Source organism: Pseudomonas sp. GW821-FHT01A09 (assembly GCF_058986725.1).
This window is the reverse complement of the sequence record NZ_JBYSWB010000027.1, coordinates 13709-29889: the sequence shown is the minus strand read 5'-3', so window position 1 is coordinate 29889 and position 16181 is coordinate 13709. Positions and strand designations below refer to the sequence as shown.

General features: G+C 63.1%; 14 protein-coding genes. 4 read left to right on the top strand and 10 right to left on the bottom strand.

Annotation, left to right across the window (positions count from 1 at the left end; translation table 11 throughout):
• Window positions 1-19: 19 nt before the first annotated feature.
• The 4 genes from AC3WJP_RS23675 to AC3WJP_RS23660 form a co-directional block, all read right to left on the bottom strand.
• Window positions 20-2113, bottom strand: coding sequence for a putative bifunctional diguanylate cyclase/phosphodiesterase (locus tag AC3WJP_RS23675; RefSeq protein ID WP_493723321.1), 2094 nt, complete (start codon window positions 2111-2113; stop codon window positions 20-22).
• Between the two features lie 267 nt (window positions 2114-2380).
• Window positions 2381-3202, bottom strand: a complete 822-nt coding sequence (locus tag AC3WJP_RS23670) for an amidohydrolase family protein (protein WP_493723320.1) — start codon at window positions 3200-3202, stop codon at window positions 2381-2383.
• 58 nt (window positions 3203-3260) lie between these two features.
• The gene (locus AC3WJP_RS23665; protein WP_493723319.1) at window positions 3261-4550 is read right to left on the bottom strand and encodes an MFS transporter; all 1290 of its coding nucleotides are present in this window, start codon (window positions 4548-4550) and stop codon (window positions 3261-3263) included.
• A 56-nt stretch (window positions 4551-4606) separates the two neighbouring features.
• Window positions 4607-5338 carry a GntR family transcriptional regulator gene (locus tag AC3WJP_RS23660; protein ID WP_493723318.1) on the bottom strand — a complete coding sequence of 244 codons (732 nt, stop codon included), beginning with the start codon at window positions 5336-5338 and terminating at the stop codon, window positions 4607-4609.
• A 385-nt stretch (window positions 5339-5723) separates the two neighbouring features.
• Between AC3WJP_RS23660 and AC3WJP_RS23655 the strand changes: the two genes are divergently transcribed.
• Both AC3WJP_RS23655 and AC3WJP_RS23650 read left to right on the top strand, forming a co-directional pair.
• Window positions 5724-7154: an MFS transporter gene (locus AC3WJP_RS23655; RefSeq protein ID WP_493723317.1), complete on the top strand. Its 1431-nt coding sequence runs from the start codon at window positions 5724-5726 to the stop codon at window positions 7152-7154.
• An 88-nt stretch (window positions 7155-7242) separates the two neighbouring features.
• On the top strand, window positions 7243-7596 hold the full coding sequence (locus tag AC3WJP_RS23650) for a hypothetical protein (RefSeq protein WP_493723316.1): 354 nt from the start codon (window positions 7243-7245) through the stop codon (window positions 7594-7596).
• 118 nt (window positions 7597-7714) lie between these two features.
• On the opposite strand, the gene AC3WJP_RS23645 is transcribed toward AC3WJP_RS23650, so the two are convergent.
• The 3 genes from AC3WJP_RS23645 to AC3WJP_RS23635 form a co-directional block, all read right to left on the bottom strand.
• Entirely contained in the window at window positions 7715-8455 is a 741-nt protein-coding gene (locus AC3WJP_RS23645; protein WP_493723315.1) for an SDR family NAD(P)-dependent oxidoreductase, read from the bottom strand.
• 14 nt (window positions 8456-8469) lie between these two features.
• Window positions 8470-9804, bottom strand: coding sequence for an MFS transporter (locus AC3WJP_RS23640; protein ID WP_493723314.1), 1335 nt, complete (start codon window positions 9802-9804; stop codon window positions 8470-8472).
• Window positions 9805-9934: 130 nt separating this feature from the next.
• Window positions 9935-10762 (bottom strand): amidohydrolase family protein, encoded by an 828-nt coding sequence (locus AC3WJP_RS23635; protein ID WP_493723313.1) that lies wholly within the window; start codon window positions 10760-10762, stop codon window positions 9935-9937.
• Window positions 10763-10919: 157 nt separating this feature from the next.
• Here AC3WJP_RS23635 and AC3WJP_RS23630 point away from each other — a divergent pair, with 157 nt between their 5' ends.
• A complete protein-coding gene (locus AC3WJP_RS23630; protein ID WP_493723312.1) occupies window positions 10920-11879 on the top strand; it encodes a LysR substrate-binding domain-containing protein in 960 nt (319 codons plus the stop codon).
• A gap of 50 nt (window positions 11880-11929) precedes the next feature.
• Here AC3WJP_RS23630 and AC3WJP_RS23625 read toward each other — a convergent pair whose 3' ends face one another.
• The 3 genes from AC3WJP_RS23625 to AC3WJP_RS23615 form a co-directional block, all read right to left on the bottom strand.
• A complete protein-coding gene (locus AC3WJP_RS23625; protein ID WP_493723311.1) occupies window positions 11930-12880 on the bottom strand; it encodes a DUF979 domain-containing protein in 951 nt (316 codons plus the stop codon).
• The gene (locus AC3WJP_RS23620) at window positions 12877-13611 is read right to left on the bottom strand and encodes a DUF969 domain-containing protein (protein WP_493723310.1); all 735 of its coding nucleotides are present in this window, start codon (window positions 13609-13611) and stop codon (window positions 12877-12879) included. The genes AC3WJP_RS23625 and AC3WJP_RS23620 overlap by 4 nt, the downstream gene beginning before the upstream one ends.
• A gap of 90 nt (window positions 13612-13701) precedes the next feature.
• Complete coding sequence (locus tag AC3WJP_RS23615) at window positions 13702-14928, bottom strand: OprD family porin (RefSeq protein ID WP_493723309.1); 1227 nt, start codon at window positions 14926-14928, stop codon at window positions 13702-13704.
• 301 nt (window positions 14929-15229) lie between these two features.
• On the opposite strand from AC3WJP_RS23615, the gene AC3WJP_RS23610 reads away from it, so the two are divergent.
• On the top strand, window positions 15230-16123 hold the full coding sequence (locus tag AC3WJP_RS23610; RefSeq protein WP_493723308.1) for a LysR family transcriptional regulator: 894 nt from the start codon (window positions 15230-15232) through the stop codon (window positions 16121-16123).
• Window positions 16124-16181 lie beyond the last annotated feature (58 nt).

Here is a 16181-nt window from a genome sequence, read left to right as displayed (position 1 = left end):
GCGGGCTGGCCGAATGATATCAAGCTATGACGGCTTTGGCCTTCTGAATATCAGCCATGAATGCCTGGGCCGGTAATGGATGGCCGAGCAGGAAGCCTTGCAAGGCATCACAGCCCAGGCGCGTGAGGAAGTCCTGCTGCTGGTCGGTTTCCACTCCTTCGGCGACGATCCGCAGGCCGAGTGCCTGGCCCAGGGCGACGATCGCCGAAACGATCGCGGCGTCGTCACTGTCCTGCTGCAGGTCGCGAACGAAACCGCGATCGATCTTCAGCTCGTTGGCGGGCAGACGCTTGAGGTACATGAGGCTCGAATAGCCAGTACCAAAGTCGTCGATGGACAGGTCGACGCCCATGTCCGATAGCTGCTGCAGGACGCCCATGCTCGCATCGGCATCGCTCATGGCCGTGGTTTCGGTGATCTCCAGCGTCAGATTGCTGGCCGGCAACCGATGCAGCGCAAGCGCCTTGGCCACGCTGTCGACCAGGCCGGCATGGCAGAACTGCAGCGCCGAGAGGTTGACCGCGATGCGCCATTGGCTGAAGCCCTCCGCGAGCCACAGCGCCATCTGCCGGCAGGCTTCGTTCAGCACCCATTCGCCAATGGGGATGATCAGCCCGGTCTTTTCCGCCAGCTCGATGAAGCTTGCCGGCAACAGCAGGCCCCGCTGCGGATGCTCCCAGCGCAGCAAGGCCTCGGCGCCCACCGCAGCACCGCTGGCGGCGTCGAACTTGGGCTGGTAGAACAGGCGCAACTGGCTCAGCTCGATGGCTACCCGCAACTCCTGCAACAACTGCAGCTGCTTGCGCGCATCGGTGTTCATGGAGGCGTCGAAAAAACAGTAGCCATTTTTGCCGACGCTCTTGGCGTGGTACATCGCAGCGTCGGCGTTCATCAGCAACTGGTGCTGATCCTCCCCGCCCCCGGGGTAGAGGGTGATGCCGATACTGGCGGAGATCTGCACGTCGTGACCGCTGACGCTGAACATCTGCGCCAACCGGGTGACCTGATCGGCCGCCACCGCCAGCGCATCGCTGGGCTCGTGCAGGGCCACCAGCAGCACGAACTCGTCACCGCCGATCCGCGCCAGGGTGTCATGCCCATGCAGGCCGACCCGCAGACGCTGCGCCACCGCCCGCAGCAGCTCGTCGCCGACGTGGTGGCCGAACGCATCGTTGACCGGCTTGAAGCCATCGAGATCGATGAACATCAACGCAAAGCAGCCATGACCGTCCAGTACGTTCTGGATCGCCTGACCGATGCGGTCGGACAGCAGCATGCGGTTAGGCAGGCCGGTGAGGTTGTCGTGCAAGGCCAACTGGGTAAGCTCCTGATTGGCCTGTTGCAAAGACAGCGCTAGCTGCGCGGTACGCGACTCCATGCGCGCATCCAGCACCGAAGTGATCAGCGCGATGCTCAACACCGCCAAGGTGGTGATCAACACTAGATACGCCAGGCCGTCACCGGTCAGCCCGCCTGGCAAGGCGCCGCAGTGGCTGCCCTCGGGGAACCGCGCTGCGGCCATGCCGGTGTAATGCATGCCGACAATGGCCACCCCCATGATCACCGCCGCGCCGCCGCGGATCAGCCGTACATAAGGCGTGTGGCGGCGCAGGCGGAAGGCGATCATCAACGCCGCCGCAGCCGCACCGACGGCAATCAGCAAGGAGGCGCCGAACAGATAAGGGTCGTAGTCGATGCCCGGCGCCATGCGCAGGGCGGCCATGCCGGTGTAGTGCATGGCGGCGATGCCTCCGCCCATGGCCAGCGCGCCGACGGCCAGGCGCCCCATGGGCAGGGACGGCCGGCTGACCAGCAACAGGGCAAAACCCGAAGAGGCCAAGGCGATCACAAAAGACAACAGGGTGAGCGTCAGGTCGTAACCCAGCGCCAAGGGCAACTGGAAGGCGAGCATGCCGATGAAGTGCATCGACCACACGCCGATACCCATGGCCAGGCTGCCTCCCGCCATCCAGCCCAGCACTGCCCGACCGCGCGCGGTGGCGATGCGGCCGACCATGTCCAGCGCGGTATAGGACGCCAGAATGGCCACACAAAGCGAAATGGCCACCAACGAAGGCGAATAACTTCCTGTCAGAAAACTACCAATGGGCATGAGCACTCTCGAAACCGCTACAGAAGCTCCAGAGATCGCATGCCGTGGCGGATGGCCTGACGGCCGAGGCGCGTGCGCTGATTCAGAACCGATTCAGCAGCTGACTCGCAAGCAGTGGCGCCGACGACTGGAAGCAACGCTTGCAAAAGACGCTGTACAGGTCTGCGTATCGCTGGAAAGCAGCAGTCTAGCCTGTTGCAGCCTGAACCGTTAATGGCCTTTTCAGATCATCGTCATTATTGCGTACTACTTTTGTATAGCTGCGTATCAAAAGCCGAACAGGGTCACCGCACCGTCGCGCAGAATGGCCTGGCGCTGGCGCGGCCAGGGCACCAACTGCTGCAACAGGTCGAACTGCGAGGCATAGCTGACCTGATCCTCGAACTGGGTGTGCGGCCAGTCGCTGCCCCACATCAGGCGATCGGTGCCGAAGCTCTCGATCAACAGCGGGATCGCCGCGCGGGCGAATTCCAGGTTCTCGCGGTCAGTGCCGCCCAGACGATAGACCCCGGAGATCTTCACCCATACATCCCCGCCCCCCAGCTCCAGCAAGCGCTTGAAGGTCGGATGCGTCACGCCGAACGCCGCATGGGGGCGCCCGAAGTGATCGACCACGACCTTGACCCCATAGGGCTTGAGCGCGGTCACCAGGGCCGGAATGTCTTCGATCTGCCGATGCAGTTCGACGTGCCAGCCCAGCGCGGCGACCTGCTCCAGCAACGGCCGCCATTCGGCGCTGCTCAAGTCCGGCAGGCTTTTGCCCATCAGGTTCAAGCGAATCCCTACCACCCCCAGACGCGCCATGCGTTGCAACTGTGCGTGGCTGACATCCGGATCCACCACCGCCACCCCACGCAGGCGCTCAGGCGCCAGCATCAACGCCTCGAGCAGATAGGAGTTGTCGCTGCCCAGAAAGCTCGGCTGCACCAGCACGCCATGGCTCACGCCCTGGGCGTCCAGCAAGGCGCGCCAGTCCTGCAAGGTGGCGTCGTATTGCGGGGTGTAGCGACGCTCGCCGGCAAACGCCAGGGCCTGGGTGAAGACGTGGGCGTGCGCATCGACGCCGCTGATAGGCAAAATAGTGTCCATGGATCTCATCTGGGTAAAGGGGCGGCACGTTCAGGGCATGCCGCAGGTTCAATAGTGATCAAGCCCGGCTGGTGGCCGCCGTAGTTGATGCTTGGGCGGTGGCCGGCATCTCGGTGTCCAGGTTGCGTCCGCGGGTCTCCGGCAATGCCAGGGCAGCGATCACCGCCACGCCATAGGCGATCCCGGCATCGATGCCGATGGCCGAGCCCAGCGACATGTGCTCGCTCATGTGGCCGACCATGAACGGGAACACCGCCGACAGCACTCGGCCGAAGTTGTAGCAGAAGCCGACGCCGGCGCCGCGCACGTCGGCCGGGTACAGTTCGTTGAACAGCGAGCCCAGGCTGGCCGGGATGCCGGCGGCGAAAAAGCCCAGCGGGAAGCCCAGGAACAGCATCGCCGTATTGCTCAGGTCCATGAACACGTAGGCCTGCACCGTGGCCACGCAGCAGAACGCGAAGAGGATGATGTTCTTGCGCCGGCCGATCTTGTCGACCATGAAGCCACTGGCCACGCAACCGCAGAAGAACGCGACGATGATCACCGCCAGGTAGCCGCCGGAGTTGAGTACCGACAGGTGTTTCTCGGTCTTCAGGAAGGTCGGCAGCCAGGTCATCACTGCGTGGTAACCACCGTGGGCGCCCAGGCCGAGCAGGCCGCCGAGCAGCGTCACGCGCAGCAGTTGCGGGCGAAAGATGCCAGCCAGCGAAGCGAAGAAGGTCTGCGGGCCGGTCTGGGCCTTTTGCTTGCGCGCGAAGCTCTCTGGCTCAGGCACCTGACGGCGCACGTAGATGATCACCAGCGCCGGCAGCAGCCCGACCACGAACATCACCCGCCAGGCCATGGCCTCGGGCACGAAGGTATAGATGAGGGTGAACAGCCCGACAGCGGCGCCCCAGCCCACTGCCCAGGCGCTTTGCACCGTGCCCATGACCTTGCCGCGGTATTTGGGCTGGATGGCTTCGGCCATCAGCACCGCACCGGCCGCCCATTCACCGCCGATGCCGAAGCCCTGCAGGGCCTTGACCACCAGCAATTGCTCATAGCCGCTGACGAACGCCGAGAGGAAGGTGAACAGCGAGAACCACAGAATCATCCACTGCAGGGTGCGGACTCGGCCATAACGGTCCGACAAGGTCCCGCCGACCCAGCCGCCCAGCGCCGAGGTGATCAAGGTGACGCTGCTGATGGCGCCCGCCTCACCCTTGCTCAAGGCAAAGGCGGCGATCAAGGCCGGAATGGCCAGGCCGAACATCTGAACTTCCAGGGCATCGAGCGCCCAACCGCCGAAGCAGGCCCAGAAGGTTTTGCGCTCACGCGAGGTGACGTCTCGATACCACTTGAACATGATGTTTGTTGTCCTTATCGATGTTGTGTTGGCTGCTGCTGTTGTTCGGTGTTCGCTCAGCGAATCTGCACGCTGTAGCGGAAATGGCTGGCGCGACCATGGGAACGGCGCCACTCCAGGGCGAGTCCGGCGTGATTGCGCGCCAGGCGCTCGATCACCACCACCGGGCTACCGGGGCTGATGCCGAGCAGGTTGGCGCGGTGGTCGTCGGCGGCTTCGGCGCCCAGGGTCTCGTCGGCCGAGGCGACGATCTGCCCGCAAAGCTCTTCATAAATGGGGTACAGCAGCGGGCCATGGGCATCGAGGTCGATGCTCAGCAACGCCTTGAAGCGCTCGCGCGGCAGCCAGATGTCTTCGGCCAGCACCGGTTGCTCGTCGAGCAGCCGCAGGCGTTGCAGGCGGATCACCGCAGTGGCCGGGGCCAGGCCAAGGGCGCGGGCGACGTCCGCCGGGGCCTCGAGGGACTGCACCGAGAAGATCTGGCTCTGGGGAATCTGCCGTTCGCCGTCCGGGCTTTGAAAGCGGAAGAAGCGGAACAGCGAGGCGTGAAACTGCGGACGCCGGATAAAAGTGCCGCGGCCTTGCTGACGCTCCAGGATCCGCTCGCCGACCAGCATGTCGATGGCCTTGCGCACCGTGCCTACCGACAGCCCGTACTCGCTGGCCAGCAGTGCCTCGGTAGGAATGGCTTCGCCGGCCCGCCAGCGGTTGTCGGCGATCTGCTGCGCGAGTTGGTCGCGCAGGCGCTGGTAGAGGGGCAGGCGTTCGTCGCTGGAGAGCTGGGTCATGGCGATTCTCGGCTTGGAGCGATTATTGTTATGAGGGCGGTTATCTAGTCATATATATGAATTTCGCGTCAGTATTCTGTTACCGAGCGTTTCCGTCAAGCACCAGATGTCCGGCCCGGATTGGCGGTGATCGTAGGTGTGGTGAGGGGGCTTGCTCCCGATACGGTCTGTCTGCGGCAGTGTTGTGACTGACACTGCGTATCGGGAGCAAGCCCCCTCGCCACAGGGGTGGAGTGCACTACGTAAATATTGCGCAATGAATAATCAATTTTTTATCAGTTCTGGCAATAACCAATCGATAAATTGCATGCCGACAGCAACCTAAGCAATCATATGTGTCCAAATAATTCTAAAATGGCGGCTCGACCCGTATGGATATCTGCGCATGACCACCCTCTCCCCCACTGCCGCGCTCGACACCCGCGACCCCGTCCGCGCCTCGTTGATTTCCGCTCGCATCGACCGCCTGCCGGCCGTGGCGACGATCTGGCGACTGGTGGCGCTGCTATCGATTGGTGGTTTCTTCGAGTTGTATGACTTGTTCCAGACCGCCTACATCAGCCCCGGCCTGATCAAGGAAGGCATTTTCGCTAGCGGAGCCCAGGGTGCTTTCGGCGTGTCCGATCAAGCCGCATTCGCCTCCGCCACCTTCCTGGGTCTGTTTCTGGGCGCCAGCCTGCTGAGCCAATTCGCCGACCGCTTCGGCCGGCGCGCGATCTTCACCTTCGCCCTGTTGTGGTACACCGCAGCGACCGTGCTGATGGGCCTGCAGGACCATGCCATGGGCATCATCGTCTGCCGCTTCCTGGTGGGCATCGGCCTGGGCATCGAGTTGGTCACCATCGACGCTTACCTCTCGGAACTGGTGCCCAAGCGCATGCGCACCTCGGCCTTCGCCTTTGCCTTCTTCATTCAGTTCGCCTCGGTGCCGGCGGTGGCGCTGATGTCCTGGTGGCTGGTGCCGCAGGCGCCGTTCGGGGTGTCCGGCTGGCGCTGGGTGGTGTTCGCCAGCGCGGTGTTCGCGCTGTTCATCTGGTGGCTGCGCAAGCGCCTGCCCGAGTCGCCGCGCTGGCTGGCCCAGCAAGGGCGCCTCGATGAGGCCGATCGGGTGCTGAGCGACATCGAACGGCGTTGCGCCGCCGACTACCGGAAAAAAGCCGATGCACCGCTGCCCGAGCCGGAAGTCGAGCAGGTTCAGGTGGTGAACAGCGGCCGCTTCAGCGATATCTGGCAGCCGCCGTACCGCCGTCGGGCCTTGATGCTGATCGTGTTCAACATCTTTCAGGCCATCGGCTTCTTCGGCTTCGGCAACTGGCTGCCGGCGCTGCTGGCGGGTCAGGGCATGAGCGTGACCCACAGCCTGGGCTACGCCTTCATCATCACCCTCGCCTATCCGCTGGGGCCGTTGCTGTTCGTGCGCGTGGCCAACCGCTTCGAGAACAAATGGCAGATCGTCGGCTCGGCCATCGGCACCATGGTCTTCGGCACCTTGTTCGCGGTGCAGAGTTCACCGCTGGGGCTGGTCGCCTGCGGCGTCGGCGTGACCTTCTGCAACGCCTGGTTGACGTTCAGCTATCACTCCTACCAGTGCGAGATGTTCCCGACTCATATCCGCGCCAGGGCCGTGGGCTTCTGCTACTCGTTCAGTCGCCTGTCGACGGTGTTCAGCAGCCTGATGATCGGCTTCTTCCTGGAGCACTTCGGCACCCCGGGCGTGCTCGCCTTTATCGTCACCAGCATGCTGATCGTGACCTTGACCATCGGCGGCTTCGGGCCTCGTACGCGGAACCTTGCACTGGAAAATATTGCGCACTGATTACCGTTGGTCGGCTGAGTGGACCCTTTACCACCGCTCAGCCGCCCAATGAAAGGTAACGACTTTATCCAGAACAAGGAGACGCACCATGATCAGGAATACTTTGACTCATCTCACCCTGGCCGGCCTGCTCGCACTGACCTCTGGCATGGCGCTCGCTGGCGTCAGCGGCCCAAGCGGAAGCTCGGGGGGCTCCAACGCCACCGGCAGCACCTCGACCATGACGCCGAGCAAAACCAACGATAGCAAGATGACCAAGCACAGTGGCGGCGATGTCACCAGCAAGCACAATGGTGTCGGCACTGCCAAAGGTAAGAGCAATGACGGTGCTGGCTCGCAGCCCGGTGGCGCGGGCAGCAACGGTGCATCCGGATCGGGCGGCGCAGGCGCCGGTGCCGGTGGTGTCGGCAGCGGTGAAGGTGGCGCGGGCACCGTGAAGTAAAACTCACCGTCCCTGTAGCGAGGGGGCTTGCCCCCGAAAATCTGCGCCCCACCCTGGATTTGGGTATGGCTGAAATTTTCGGGGGCAAGCCCCCTCGCTACATTTGCGGATGCGTAAATCAGTAGGTCGCGCGTCCCCCGCTCAGGTCGAACACGAACCCGGTGGTGAAGCTGCACTCGGGCCCGGAAATCCAGGTCACCATGTTGGCGATTTCCTCGATCTGCAGGAATCTGCCCATGGGAATCTTCGCTTTGCTGGCGGTGATGTGTTCCGGGGTCATCTCGGCCATCAGCCCGGTTTCGACCATCGCCGGGGCGATGCAATTGAGCAGTACCCCTTCCTGGGCCAATTCCTTGGCCGCCGACTTGGTAAAGGCAATCACCCCTGCCTTGGCCGCCGAATAGGCCGAAATGTATTGCACGCCATCCTTGCCCGCCATCGAGGCAACGTTGACGATGCGCCCGTATTTGCGTTCGCGCATGTGCGGGATGGCCGTGCGGCAGCAATAGAACACCGCCGTCAGATCGATCGCCAGCACCTGATCCCACGCCTGCACCGGGTATTCCCAGCACGGCGTCACCGGACCATTGATGCCGGCGTTGTTGACCAGAATCTCGACCTGGCCGAGCTGCTCCAGTACCTGAGCAAAGGCCGCCTCCACCGACGCCAGCGAGGCAACGTTGACCGCCTGCAGCAACGCCGGCGTGAAGCCGTTGGCGGCGGCGTCCCAGCCCTCGACCTTGAGGTCCCAGATGACGATACGGGCACCGGCGCGGTGCAGCCGCTGGGCAATGCCCAGGCCGATGCCGCGCATGCCGCCGGTGATAATGGCCGTCTGGCCTTCGAGGTACTGACTCATGGGTTTCTCCTTTCTCAAACTGGGGTGATTTCGGGCAGGCGCTGGATGTCCTTGACCAGAAACAGATAGCAAAGCGCACCGAATACCGTGACCGCCGACACGAACGCCAGCGCCCAGACGAACGAGCCGGTGGCCGAGACGATGATGCCGATGGCCAACGGCGTGACGATGCCGGCAGCGTTGGCGAACAGATTGAACAAGCCGCCGCTCAGACCCAGCAGGCCCTTGGGAGCGATATCGGAGACGATCATCCAGGCCAGCGCCGACATGCCTTGAGCGAAGTAGGCGATGCACAGGATCACCACCACCAGTGCGTCGGACTCGACGTAGTTGGCGGCAACGATTACCGAGGCGGTCAACAGGCCGGTGATCACCGGCAGCTTGCGCGCCACGTTGAGCGATACGCCGCGACGCAGCAGAAAGTCCGACAGCCAGCCACCGAACAGGGTGCCGACCGAGGCGGCGATAAAGGGCAACACGGCGATCAGGCCGACCTTGAGCCACGGCATGTGCCGCTCGGTCACCAGATACGTCGGGAACCAGGTGAGGAAGAACACGTTGGTGGAGTTGCAGGCGAATTGCCCCAGGCAGATGCCGAGCATGTTGCGGTGCTTGAGCAACGCCGGGATCTGCGACCAGGCAAAGCGGGTGGCGCGCTGCGAACCGTCGACCACGCCACCGCCCTCGGCGATGTAGTCCAGCTCGGCGCGGTTGGCGGTCTTCGACTCGTGGGGCTCGTGAAACTTCTTCCACCACACCAACCCGTACAGCACGCCGACGGTACCCACCGCGAACAGCAAAAAGCGCCAGCCATAGGCATGCAGTACCCAGAACAGCAACGGGCTGAGGAAGGCCAGGCCGACGTACTCGGCGAAGGTATAGATGCCCGTGGCCCGCGCCCGCTCCTGCTGCGGGAACCAGGTGGCGACCACGCGGCTGTTGGTCGGGAAGCATGGCGCTTCGGCGGCGCCCACCAGCAGGCGCAGGCCGAGCAGCGAAAACAAGCCTTGCGCCAGGCCTTGCAGGCCGGTGAACAGCGACCACAGCGTCAGTGCCAGCCAGTAGGTGAATTTGGTGCCGAGGCGATCGAGCAGGATGCCGCCGGGGATCTGCGAGGCGGCGTAGGTCCAGGAGAACGCCGAAAACACCAGGCCCATCATCGCCGCATTGAGGCCCAGGTCGGCGCTGATGCTGGGCGCCGCAATGCCCATCACGCTGCGGTCGAGGTAGTTGATCATGGTCCCGCCAGACACCAGCGCGAGGATCATGAAACGGGTACGAGTCCTGGCCGGGGTCAGGGACGCAGCGGCCTTGAAGGGCCCTGCGCCGAGCTTGCTGTCGACACTCATGGGTAGGTTCCTGTTGTTTTTGTAGTGAGGCGTGTTGCACGGACCTTCAGGGTACAAACAACCACCGTGGATGGCTCATACACAGATTGCGCAGACCATAACCGTCGGTAATGGACGCATCGTCAGTCAATCAGCGGAACCCGAACAACCGCCGCGGCGTATCCCACATCACCTGGCGGCGCAGCTGCGGATCGGGCATGAACTGCTCGGCGTACTTGAGCAGCGGCCCGTAGTCGATACGGCTTTGCTCGCGCAGGAACGGCCAGTCCGATCCCCACACGCATGCCTGCGGGCCGAATGCCGCGAGCAAGGCCTGCACGTAGCGGTCGGTCTGCTCGAACAGTCGGTCGATATGGGAAAACTTCTGCATGCCCGAGATCTTCACACAGGCGCGGCCGCTGTCAGCCAGGCGCAACAGGGCGTCGAACCCGGGCTGCCCCAGGCCACGCTCTTGCTGCGGGCGCCCGCAGTGGTCGATCAACAACTGTGGCGTAGTGCGCTCGAGCAACGGCAGCAGTTCGATCAGCTCATCCTGCTTGACCTGAATCTGCGCGAACATTTCCAGCTCGGCGAGCCGGGCAAACAGCCCGTCCACCCCGGCCATCACCGCCGTGCCCTCGCCCGCCGGATTGAACGCCACGCCGACCACTCCGGCTTCTTTCAGCGCTGCAAGTTGCTCAAGGGAAGTTTCGTCCTCCACCACCGCGATGCCCTTGAAGCGCCCCTGTCCTTCGGCCAAGGCATGCAGCAGCAACGAGTTGTCGGTGCGATAGCCGCTGGTGGGCCCGACCAGCAGCGCATGTTGCACGCCATAGGCATCGAGCACCCGCTTGAACTGCGCCAGGGTGCCGATTTCCTGCCCGGCGGGGCGGTACAGCGTTTGCGGGCGATAGGGGAAATGCAGCGGATCGAACAGGTGGTTATGGCAGTCGATCTTCGGTTCGTCAAAAATGCTCATGGCGCCGCTCCCGGGCAGACAGTGGATCGAGGCTTTATTCTTGGACAAATCTTGGGCATCGTAGCCCGGCAAAACCGTTGCCGTCCGAGGGTACAAACTCGCGGCGGACTGCGCTCATATCCAGATAGCGACAACAATAACCGAAGGTTAAGGATCCATGCCCAGCCCTCCCCAGGCCAACGCGGCCCTCGACGCCAGCCCACTGGTATTTAAGCTGCGGCATATGGAAGTGTTCCGCGCGGTCATGCTCACCGGCTCCATCAGTGGCGCGGCGAAGATGCTCTACGTGTCGCAGCCGGCGGTGAGCAAACTGATCGCTTATGTCGAGGGCCGCTTGAACCTGCGCCTGTTCGATCGCCTGAACAATCGCCTGGTGCCCACCGCCGATGCTCACGCCTTGTACCGCGAAGTCGACCGGGTGTATCAGGCGGCCATGGCGGTCAACGAATGTGCCGCAGCGCTGGCCGCCTCGCCCTCGCAGCAACTGCGCATCTGCTGCAGCGCGTCACTGGCCACCGCGGTGCTGCCGGCGGCGCTGGCCGAGGTCAAGCGGGACGTGCCGAGCATGAAGATCCTCTGGCACACCTCGCTGATCGTTGAAATGCCCATCCAGCTATTGAGCAAGAAGGTCGATCTGTCGATCGCGGCGTTGCCGGTGATTCACGACCACCTGTATTCCCGGGCCTTCATGCGTGGCCATATGGTATGCGTGCTGCCCCATGGTCACCCGCTGGCCAGCGAGGCGGCGATTTCCCTGCAGCAGTTGGAGAACGAAGCCTTGATGCTGTTTCGCCCGGATATGCCCTTCGGCAAACTGCTCGCCCAGGCGTTCGAGCGCGCCGGGGTGCAGTTGAGTTCGTTTCTGGACTTCACCAACGCCGTGGAAGCGGCGGCGCTGGTCAAGCAGGGCATGGGCGTGACCATCATCGACGAGTTCGTGGCGGCCGAGAGCGGGCTGGTGGTCAGGCCGCTGGTGGAAGCCATCGAATTCGACATCAGCTTCGTCTATTCCAAGTTCGAGCCGCTGCCCGAATCGGCACTGCGCCTGATGACCGTGCTGCTCGAGCAGGCCAAGCGCCGCGGGCGGCATATCGAGGGGGTGGAGTTGCCGCTGTGACCTGGGGGTTATTGGGTGAACCCTGCCGGCGAAGGGGCCCGCGAAAACACCTACATCAACACATACAACAGCACGATATTGACCACCAGCATCGCCAGCGCCGTCGGCACCTGCACCTTGATCACCGCGTACTTGTCGGGCAGTTCCAGCAAGGCCGAGGGCACCATGTTGTAGTTGGCCGCCATGGGCGTCATCAAGGTGCCGCAATAACCGGAGAACATGCCGATTGCCGCCATCACCGCCGGGTTGGCATGAAACATCCCCACCAGCACCGGTACGCCGATCCCCCCGGTCATCACCGGGAAGGCGGCGAAACCGTTGCCCAGCGCCATGGTGAACAACGCCATGCCGAGCACGTAGACCATCACCGCGACGAGCCGGTAATCCAGGTTGATATAAGCAGTCGCCAGATGCGCCACCGCCTTGCCGACCCCGGCGTCGTTGAACATCAAGCCGAGCATCGCCAACATCTGCGGGAGCACCAACGCCCAGCCCAGCGCCTCGATCAAGCGGCGCGACTCACGCATCGACTGCATCGGCGTGTCCCGGGTCAGCCAGCACGCCAGCACCAGGGCGATCAGGCTGCCGATGCCCAGCGCCACGAAGGTGCTGTTGGCCGGATCGAGCAGAAACAGGTCGCCGATCTTGAACGACTTCAGGCCCATCGCCACCAGCACGGTGATCAGCGGAATCGCCAGCGCCGGAATGAACAGCTTGCTGCCCAGGCGCTTGACGCTGGCCAGACGGCTCTCGCCATCGAGTTCACGATGACTGCCGATCCCGACGCCGCCCATCCCCGCCAACAGCGCCATCACCAGCACGCCGACGCCGACTACCACCGGCGGCAAGCGCTCACCCACCAGAAAGGCAATGGCAAACAGGCCCCAGAACAGTCCGGTGGTCCAACGCTTGGGATGGGCGCGATCAGTGAGGATCATCACCGTGGCGATCGCCAGCATCACACCGGCGAGCCAATACAGGTACTGAATGGAAATGATCATTTGGCGACGACCTCGGCACTGGTGGCAGCTGCGGCAGGCGCCGGCCCGGCCTGCTGTTGGGTGAGATAGCGATCCAGGCGATAGAGCCGCAAGCTATGGATGAAGAACACGCTGATGGCCGTAGGAATACCCCAAAAGGAGATGGCCAGTGGTTCGACGTCGATTCCGGCGCCCAGCAGGAAGGTGTGCATCAATGCGATGGCGCCGAAGGCCACGAAAATGTCTTCACCGAAGAACAGCCCGACGTTGTCCGTGGCTGCGCAGAATGCCAGCAGGCGCTGACGTACCTCCGGTTTCAGTGGCCCGTGACGGCTGACCGCCGCCCCTTCAGCCATGGGCGCCAGCAATGGACGAACCATCTGCGGGTGGCCACCCAGACTGGTCAAGCCCAGCGCGGCGGTGGTTTCACGCACGAACAGATAGGCGATCAGCAAGCGCCCCGCAGTGGCACTGCGAAAACGCGCGATGAATTGCTGGGCATGCACGCGCAGGCCGTGACGCTCCAGCAGGCCGATGACGGCCAGCGGCAGAAGGATGATCAGCGCCAGGGTGCGCGTCTTGATGAAGCCGGTGCCAATGGTCGCCAGGATGGTGTCCAGCGGCATGCTCGCCGCAACGCCCGTGACCACGGCGGCCGCGGCCACCACCAGCATGGGATTGAAACGCAGCACGAAGCCTACGACGATAACCAGCACGCCCAGTAGCGGCCACAGGTTGATTGCAGTTTGCATAGTAATGATCTCCTTGCCTGGTGAAGTCTCACCAGCGGTAGCAGGGATCGGGCCATGCGGCCCGAACGCAGGTGCGGCACGGCCGCGCGGTTACCAGAGCGCCAGGGTGTAGCTCAGGATCAAGCGGTTCTCGTCCAGATCGTTGCCGAAGTTGGAACGCACCGTGGCGTTGCGCCATTTGATCCCGAAGTTCTTCAGCGGCCCGCTTTGCACCACGTAGGCAATGTCCATGTTGCGCTCCCACTCCTTGCCTTCGCCGCCGCTGGCGCGCTCGACGTTGTCGCCGCTGACGTAGCGGGTCATGAAGGTCAGGCCGGGAATGCCGAGCTGGGTGAAATCGTAGTCGTAACGCGCTTGCCAGGAGCGCTCGTGAATGTTGGCGAAGTCGCCGATCTGGATGAAGTTGACCAGATAGGGATCGCTGCCGGTCATGTAGGGGAACGGGCTGTCGCCGTTCATCTTCTGAAAGCCGGCGGCGAAGGCCTGACTGCCGATCTTGTAGGTGAACAAGCCACCCAGCGCCTGGTTGTCGAGGTGCGCGAAGGTGCCGTCGTCGTGGCTGGTGGAAAAACGCAGGTCGGACTTCAGGCTCTGGCCGTTGCCTAGCGCCAGGGTGTGCACCAGGCCGCCGTAGTATTGCTGGTAGATGTTTTCCAGTTTGGCGTAGCGAGCGCTGAGCACCAGGCTCTTGGTGGCCCGGTAGTCACCGCCGCCGAAGCTGAAATCGTTGCTGACGCCGCCAATGCGGTTGGCGCTCATGTCAGTGAAGTCGGTGGAACTGTTGGCCTTGATGCGATCGATATGGCCGCCGATCAGGGTGAAGTTGGCCAGGTCCTGAGAGGTCACCAAGGCACCGCGAAACGTCTGCGGGACCAGCCGCGTATCATTGGACGAGACCACCGGATCACGGAAGAACAGGGTGCCGGCCTTGAATTCGGTCTTGGAGATCCTGGCCTTGGCGGTCAGGCCGAGCTTGCCGTATTGATCCTGGGAGCCGCCGCGCTGATCCGCCGGCAACAGGCCGGTACCGGCATGGCTGTCGCTGGAGTCGAGCTTGTAGCCGACCATGCCCAGCGCATCGACACCAAAGCCGACGACGCCTGGGGTGTAGCCCGACTGCAGATGAAAGATAAAGCCCTGGGCCCATTCATCGGCCTTGTCGCGGGCGCCGCTCTGGCGAAAGTCGCGGTTGAAGTAAAGGTTGCGTAGCTCCACATCCCCTTTGCTGTCGGCGAAAAAATCCGCTTGGGCAACACTGCACAGCGTCAGACCGGCACCACCCAGGGCGGCCAGGCGCATCGATTTACCTAGATTCATGCAATCCATCTCCACAGGGAGCGCGCAGCGGCGGGGCCGACTGTTGGCAGTGCGCGATTGTTTTTATAACCGCTGCTCGCGGGCAACGGCCTTGAAGGTTTGACTGCCCGGGCGGGCGGCGACCTCTCTCTGGGGCGCATTGTTCGAACGCTTTGCGCCAAGCGTCCAACGAGAAAAACCGTGGCTGGCCGATAAGTTTTTTTTGCCGGGCGGTGGCATGCAACCTGCTGTACACGGGCTCATCATTTTGGCCTTCGGCAGCTGTCGGCGGCGAAATGGCAGGCTTCAGGAAGCACCGAAAATGAACATCAAGTTCCTCGAAACATTCGTCTGGGTCGCGCGCTTGAAAAGCTTCAGGCTGACCGCCGAGAAACTCTTCACCACCCAGGCATCCATCTCCAGCCGCGTCGCGGCGCTGGAAGATGAGCTGGGCGCACGGTTGTTTCTGCGAGACTCCAAAGGCGTGGCGCTGACCGCCGAGGGCCAGCGCGTGCTCGAATACGCCGAGCACATGATCGACACCCTGGACAACCTCAAGGCCGCCATCAAGGACCCCAACCAGACCCGCGGGCGCATTCGCATCGGCGCGATGGATACGGTGATACACACCTGGTTGAGTGCCTTGGTAACACGCCTGACCGCCACCTACCCGGCACTGGAGATCGAGATCACCGCCGACACCGCACGCAACTTGTGCGAGCAACTGGAAAAAGGCTATCAGGACATCATTTTCCAGACCGACATGGTGCGCCTCGACACAGTACGCAACGCCCTGCTCGACCGCTTTCCCATGCATTGGGTGGTGGCTCGCGGCTCAGTCTATGATCGCCGGTACGCTTCGTTGAACGAGCTGGCAGACGAGCGCCTGGTGACCTTCTCGCGCAACTCGCGCCCGCATCAGGACCTGCTCAATCTGTTGCACAGCAGCGATGTGCTGAGCACCCGCATCAATTGCGTCAACTCGGCCTCGGCAATCACCCGCCTGATTCGCGACGGCTTCGGCATCGGAGTACTGCCCCTCAAACTGGTGCAGGCGGAAGTGGCCAACGGCAATCTCATGGCGCTGGAAGATGCCCCCGGCCTGCCCGACATGGACATCATCGCGACCTGGCGCACCGGCTCAGGCATCGCCTTGGTCGAAGACATCATTGAAATGGCACAGGACGTTTCGCGCACCTATAAAGGGCATGAGTGAACCATTGCACCAACATCGAGCAGATATAGAGGGTGATCCGACTGGCGCATTCGCGGGC

Bases quoted from the DNA above. Each gene is read 5' to 3' on its own strand.
- AC3WJP_RS23655 (WP_493723317.1), top strand. From the start codon at position 5,724: ATGACCACCCTCTCCCCCACTGCCGCGCTCGACACCCGCGACCCCGTC.
- AC3WJP_RS23650 (WP_493723316.1), top strand. From the start codon at position 7,243: ATGATCAGGAATACTTTGACTCATCTCACCCTGGCCGGCCTGCTCGCA.
- AC3WJP_RS23625 (WP_493723311.1), bottom strand. From the start codon at position 12,880: ATGATCATTTCCATTCAGTACCTGTATTGGCTCGCCGGTGTGATGCTG.
- AC3WJP_RS23640 (WP_493723314.1), bottom strand. From the start codon at position 9,804: ATGAGTGTCGACAGCAAGCTCGGCGCAGGGCCCTTCAAGGCCGCTGCG.
- AC3WJP_RS23665 (WP_493723319.1), bottom strand. From the start codon at position 4,550: ATGTTCAAGTGGTATCGAGACGTCACCTCGCGTGAGCGCAAAACCTTC.
- AC3WJP_RS23620 (WP_493723310.1), bottom strand. From the start codon at position 13,611: ATGCAAACTGCAATCAACCTGTGGCCGCTACTGGGCGTGCTGGTTATC.
- AC3WJP_RS23610 (WP_493723308.1), top strand. From the start codon at position 15,230: ATGAACATCAAGTTCCTCGAAACATTCGTCTGGGTCGCGCGCTTGAAA.
- AC3WJP_RS23635 (WP_493723313.1), bottom strand. From the start codon at position 10,762: ATGAGCATTTTTGACGAACCGAAGATCGACTGCCATAACCACCTGTTC.
- AC3WJP_RS23660 (WP_493723318.1), bottom strand. From the start codon at position 5,338: ATGACCCAGCTCTCCAGCGACGAACGCCTGCCCCTCTACCAGCGCCTG.
- AC3WJP_RS23630 (WP_493723312.1), top strand. From the start codon at position 10,920: ATGCCCAGCCCTCCCCAGGCCAACGCGGCCCTCGACGCCAGCCCACTG.
- AC3WJP_RS23615 (WP_493723309.1), bottom strand. From the start codon at position 14,928: ATGAATCTAGGTAAATCGATGCGCCTGGCCGCCCTGGGTGGTGCCGGT.
- AC3WJP_RS23670 (WP_493723320.1), bottom strand. From the start codon at position 3,202: ATGGACACTATTTTGCCTATCAGCGGCGTCGATGCGCACGCCCACGTC.
- AC3WJP_RS23675 (WP_493723321.1), bottom strand. From the start codon at position 2,113: ATGCCCATTGGTAGTTTTCTGACAGGAAGTTATTCGCCTTCGTTGGTG.
- AC3WJP_RS23645 (WP_493723315.1), bottom strand. From the start codon at position 8,455: ATGAGTCAGTACCTCGAAGGCCAGACGGCCATTATCACCGGCGGCATG.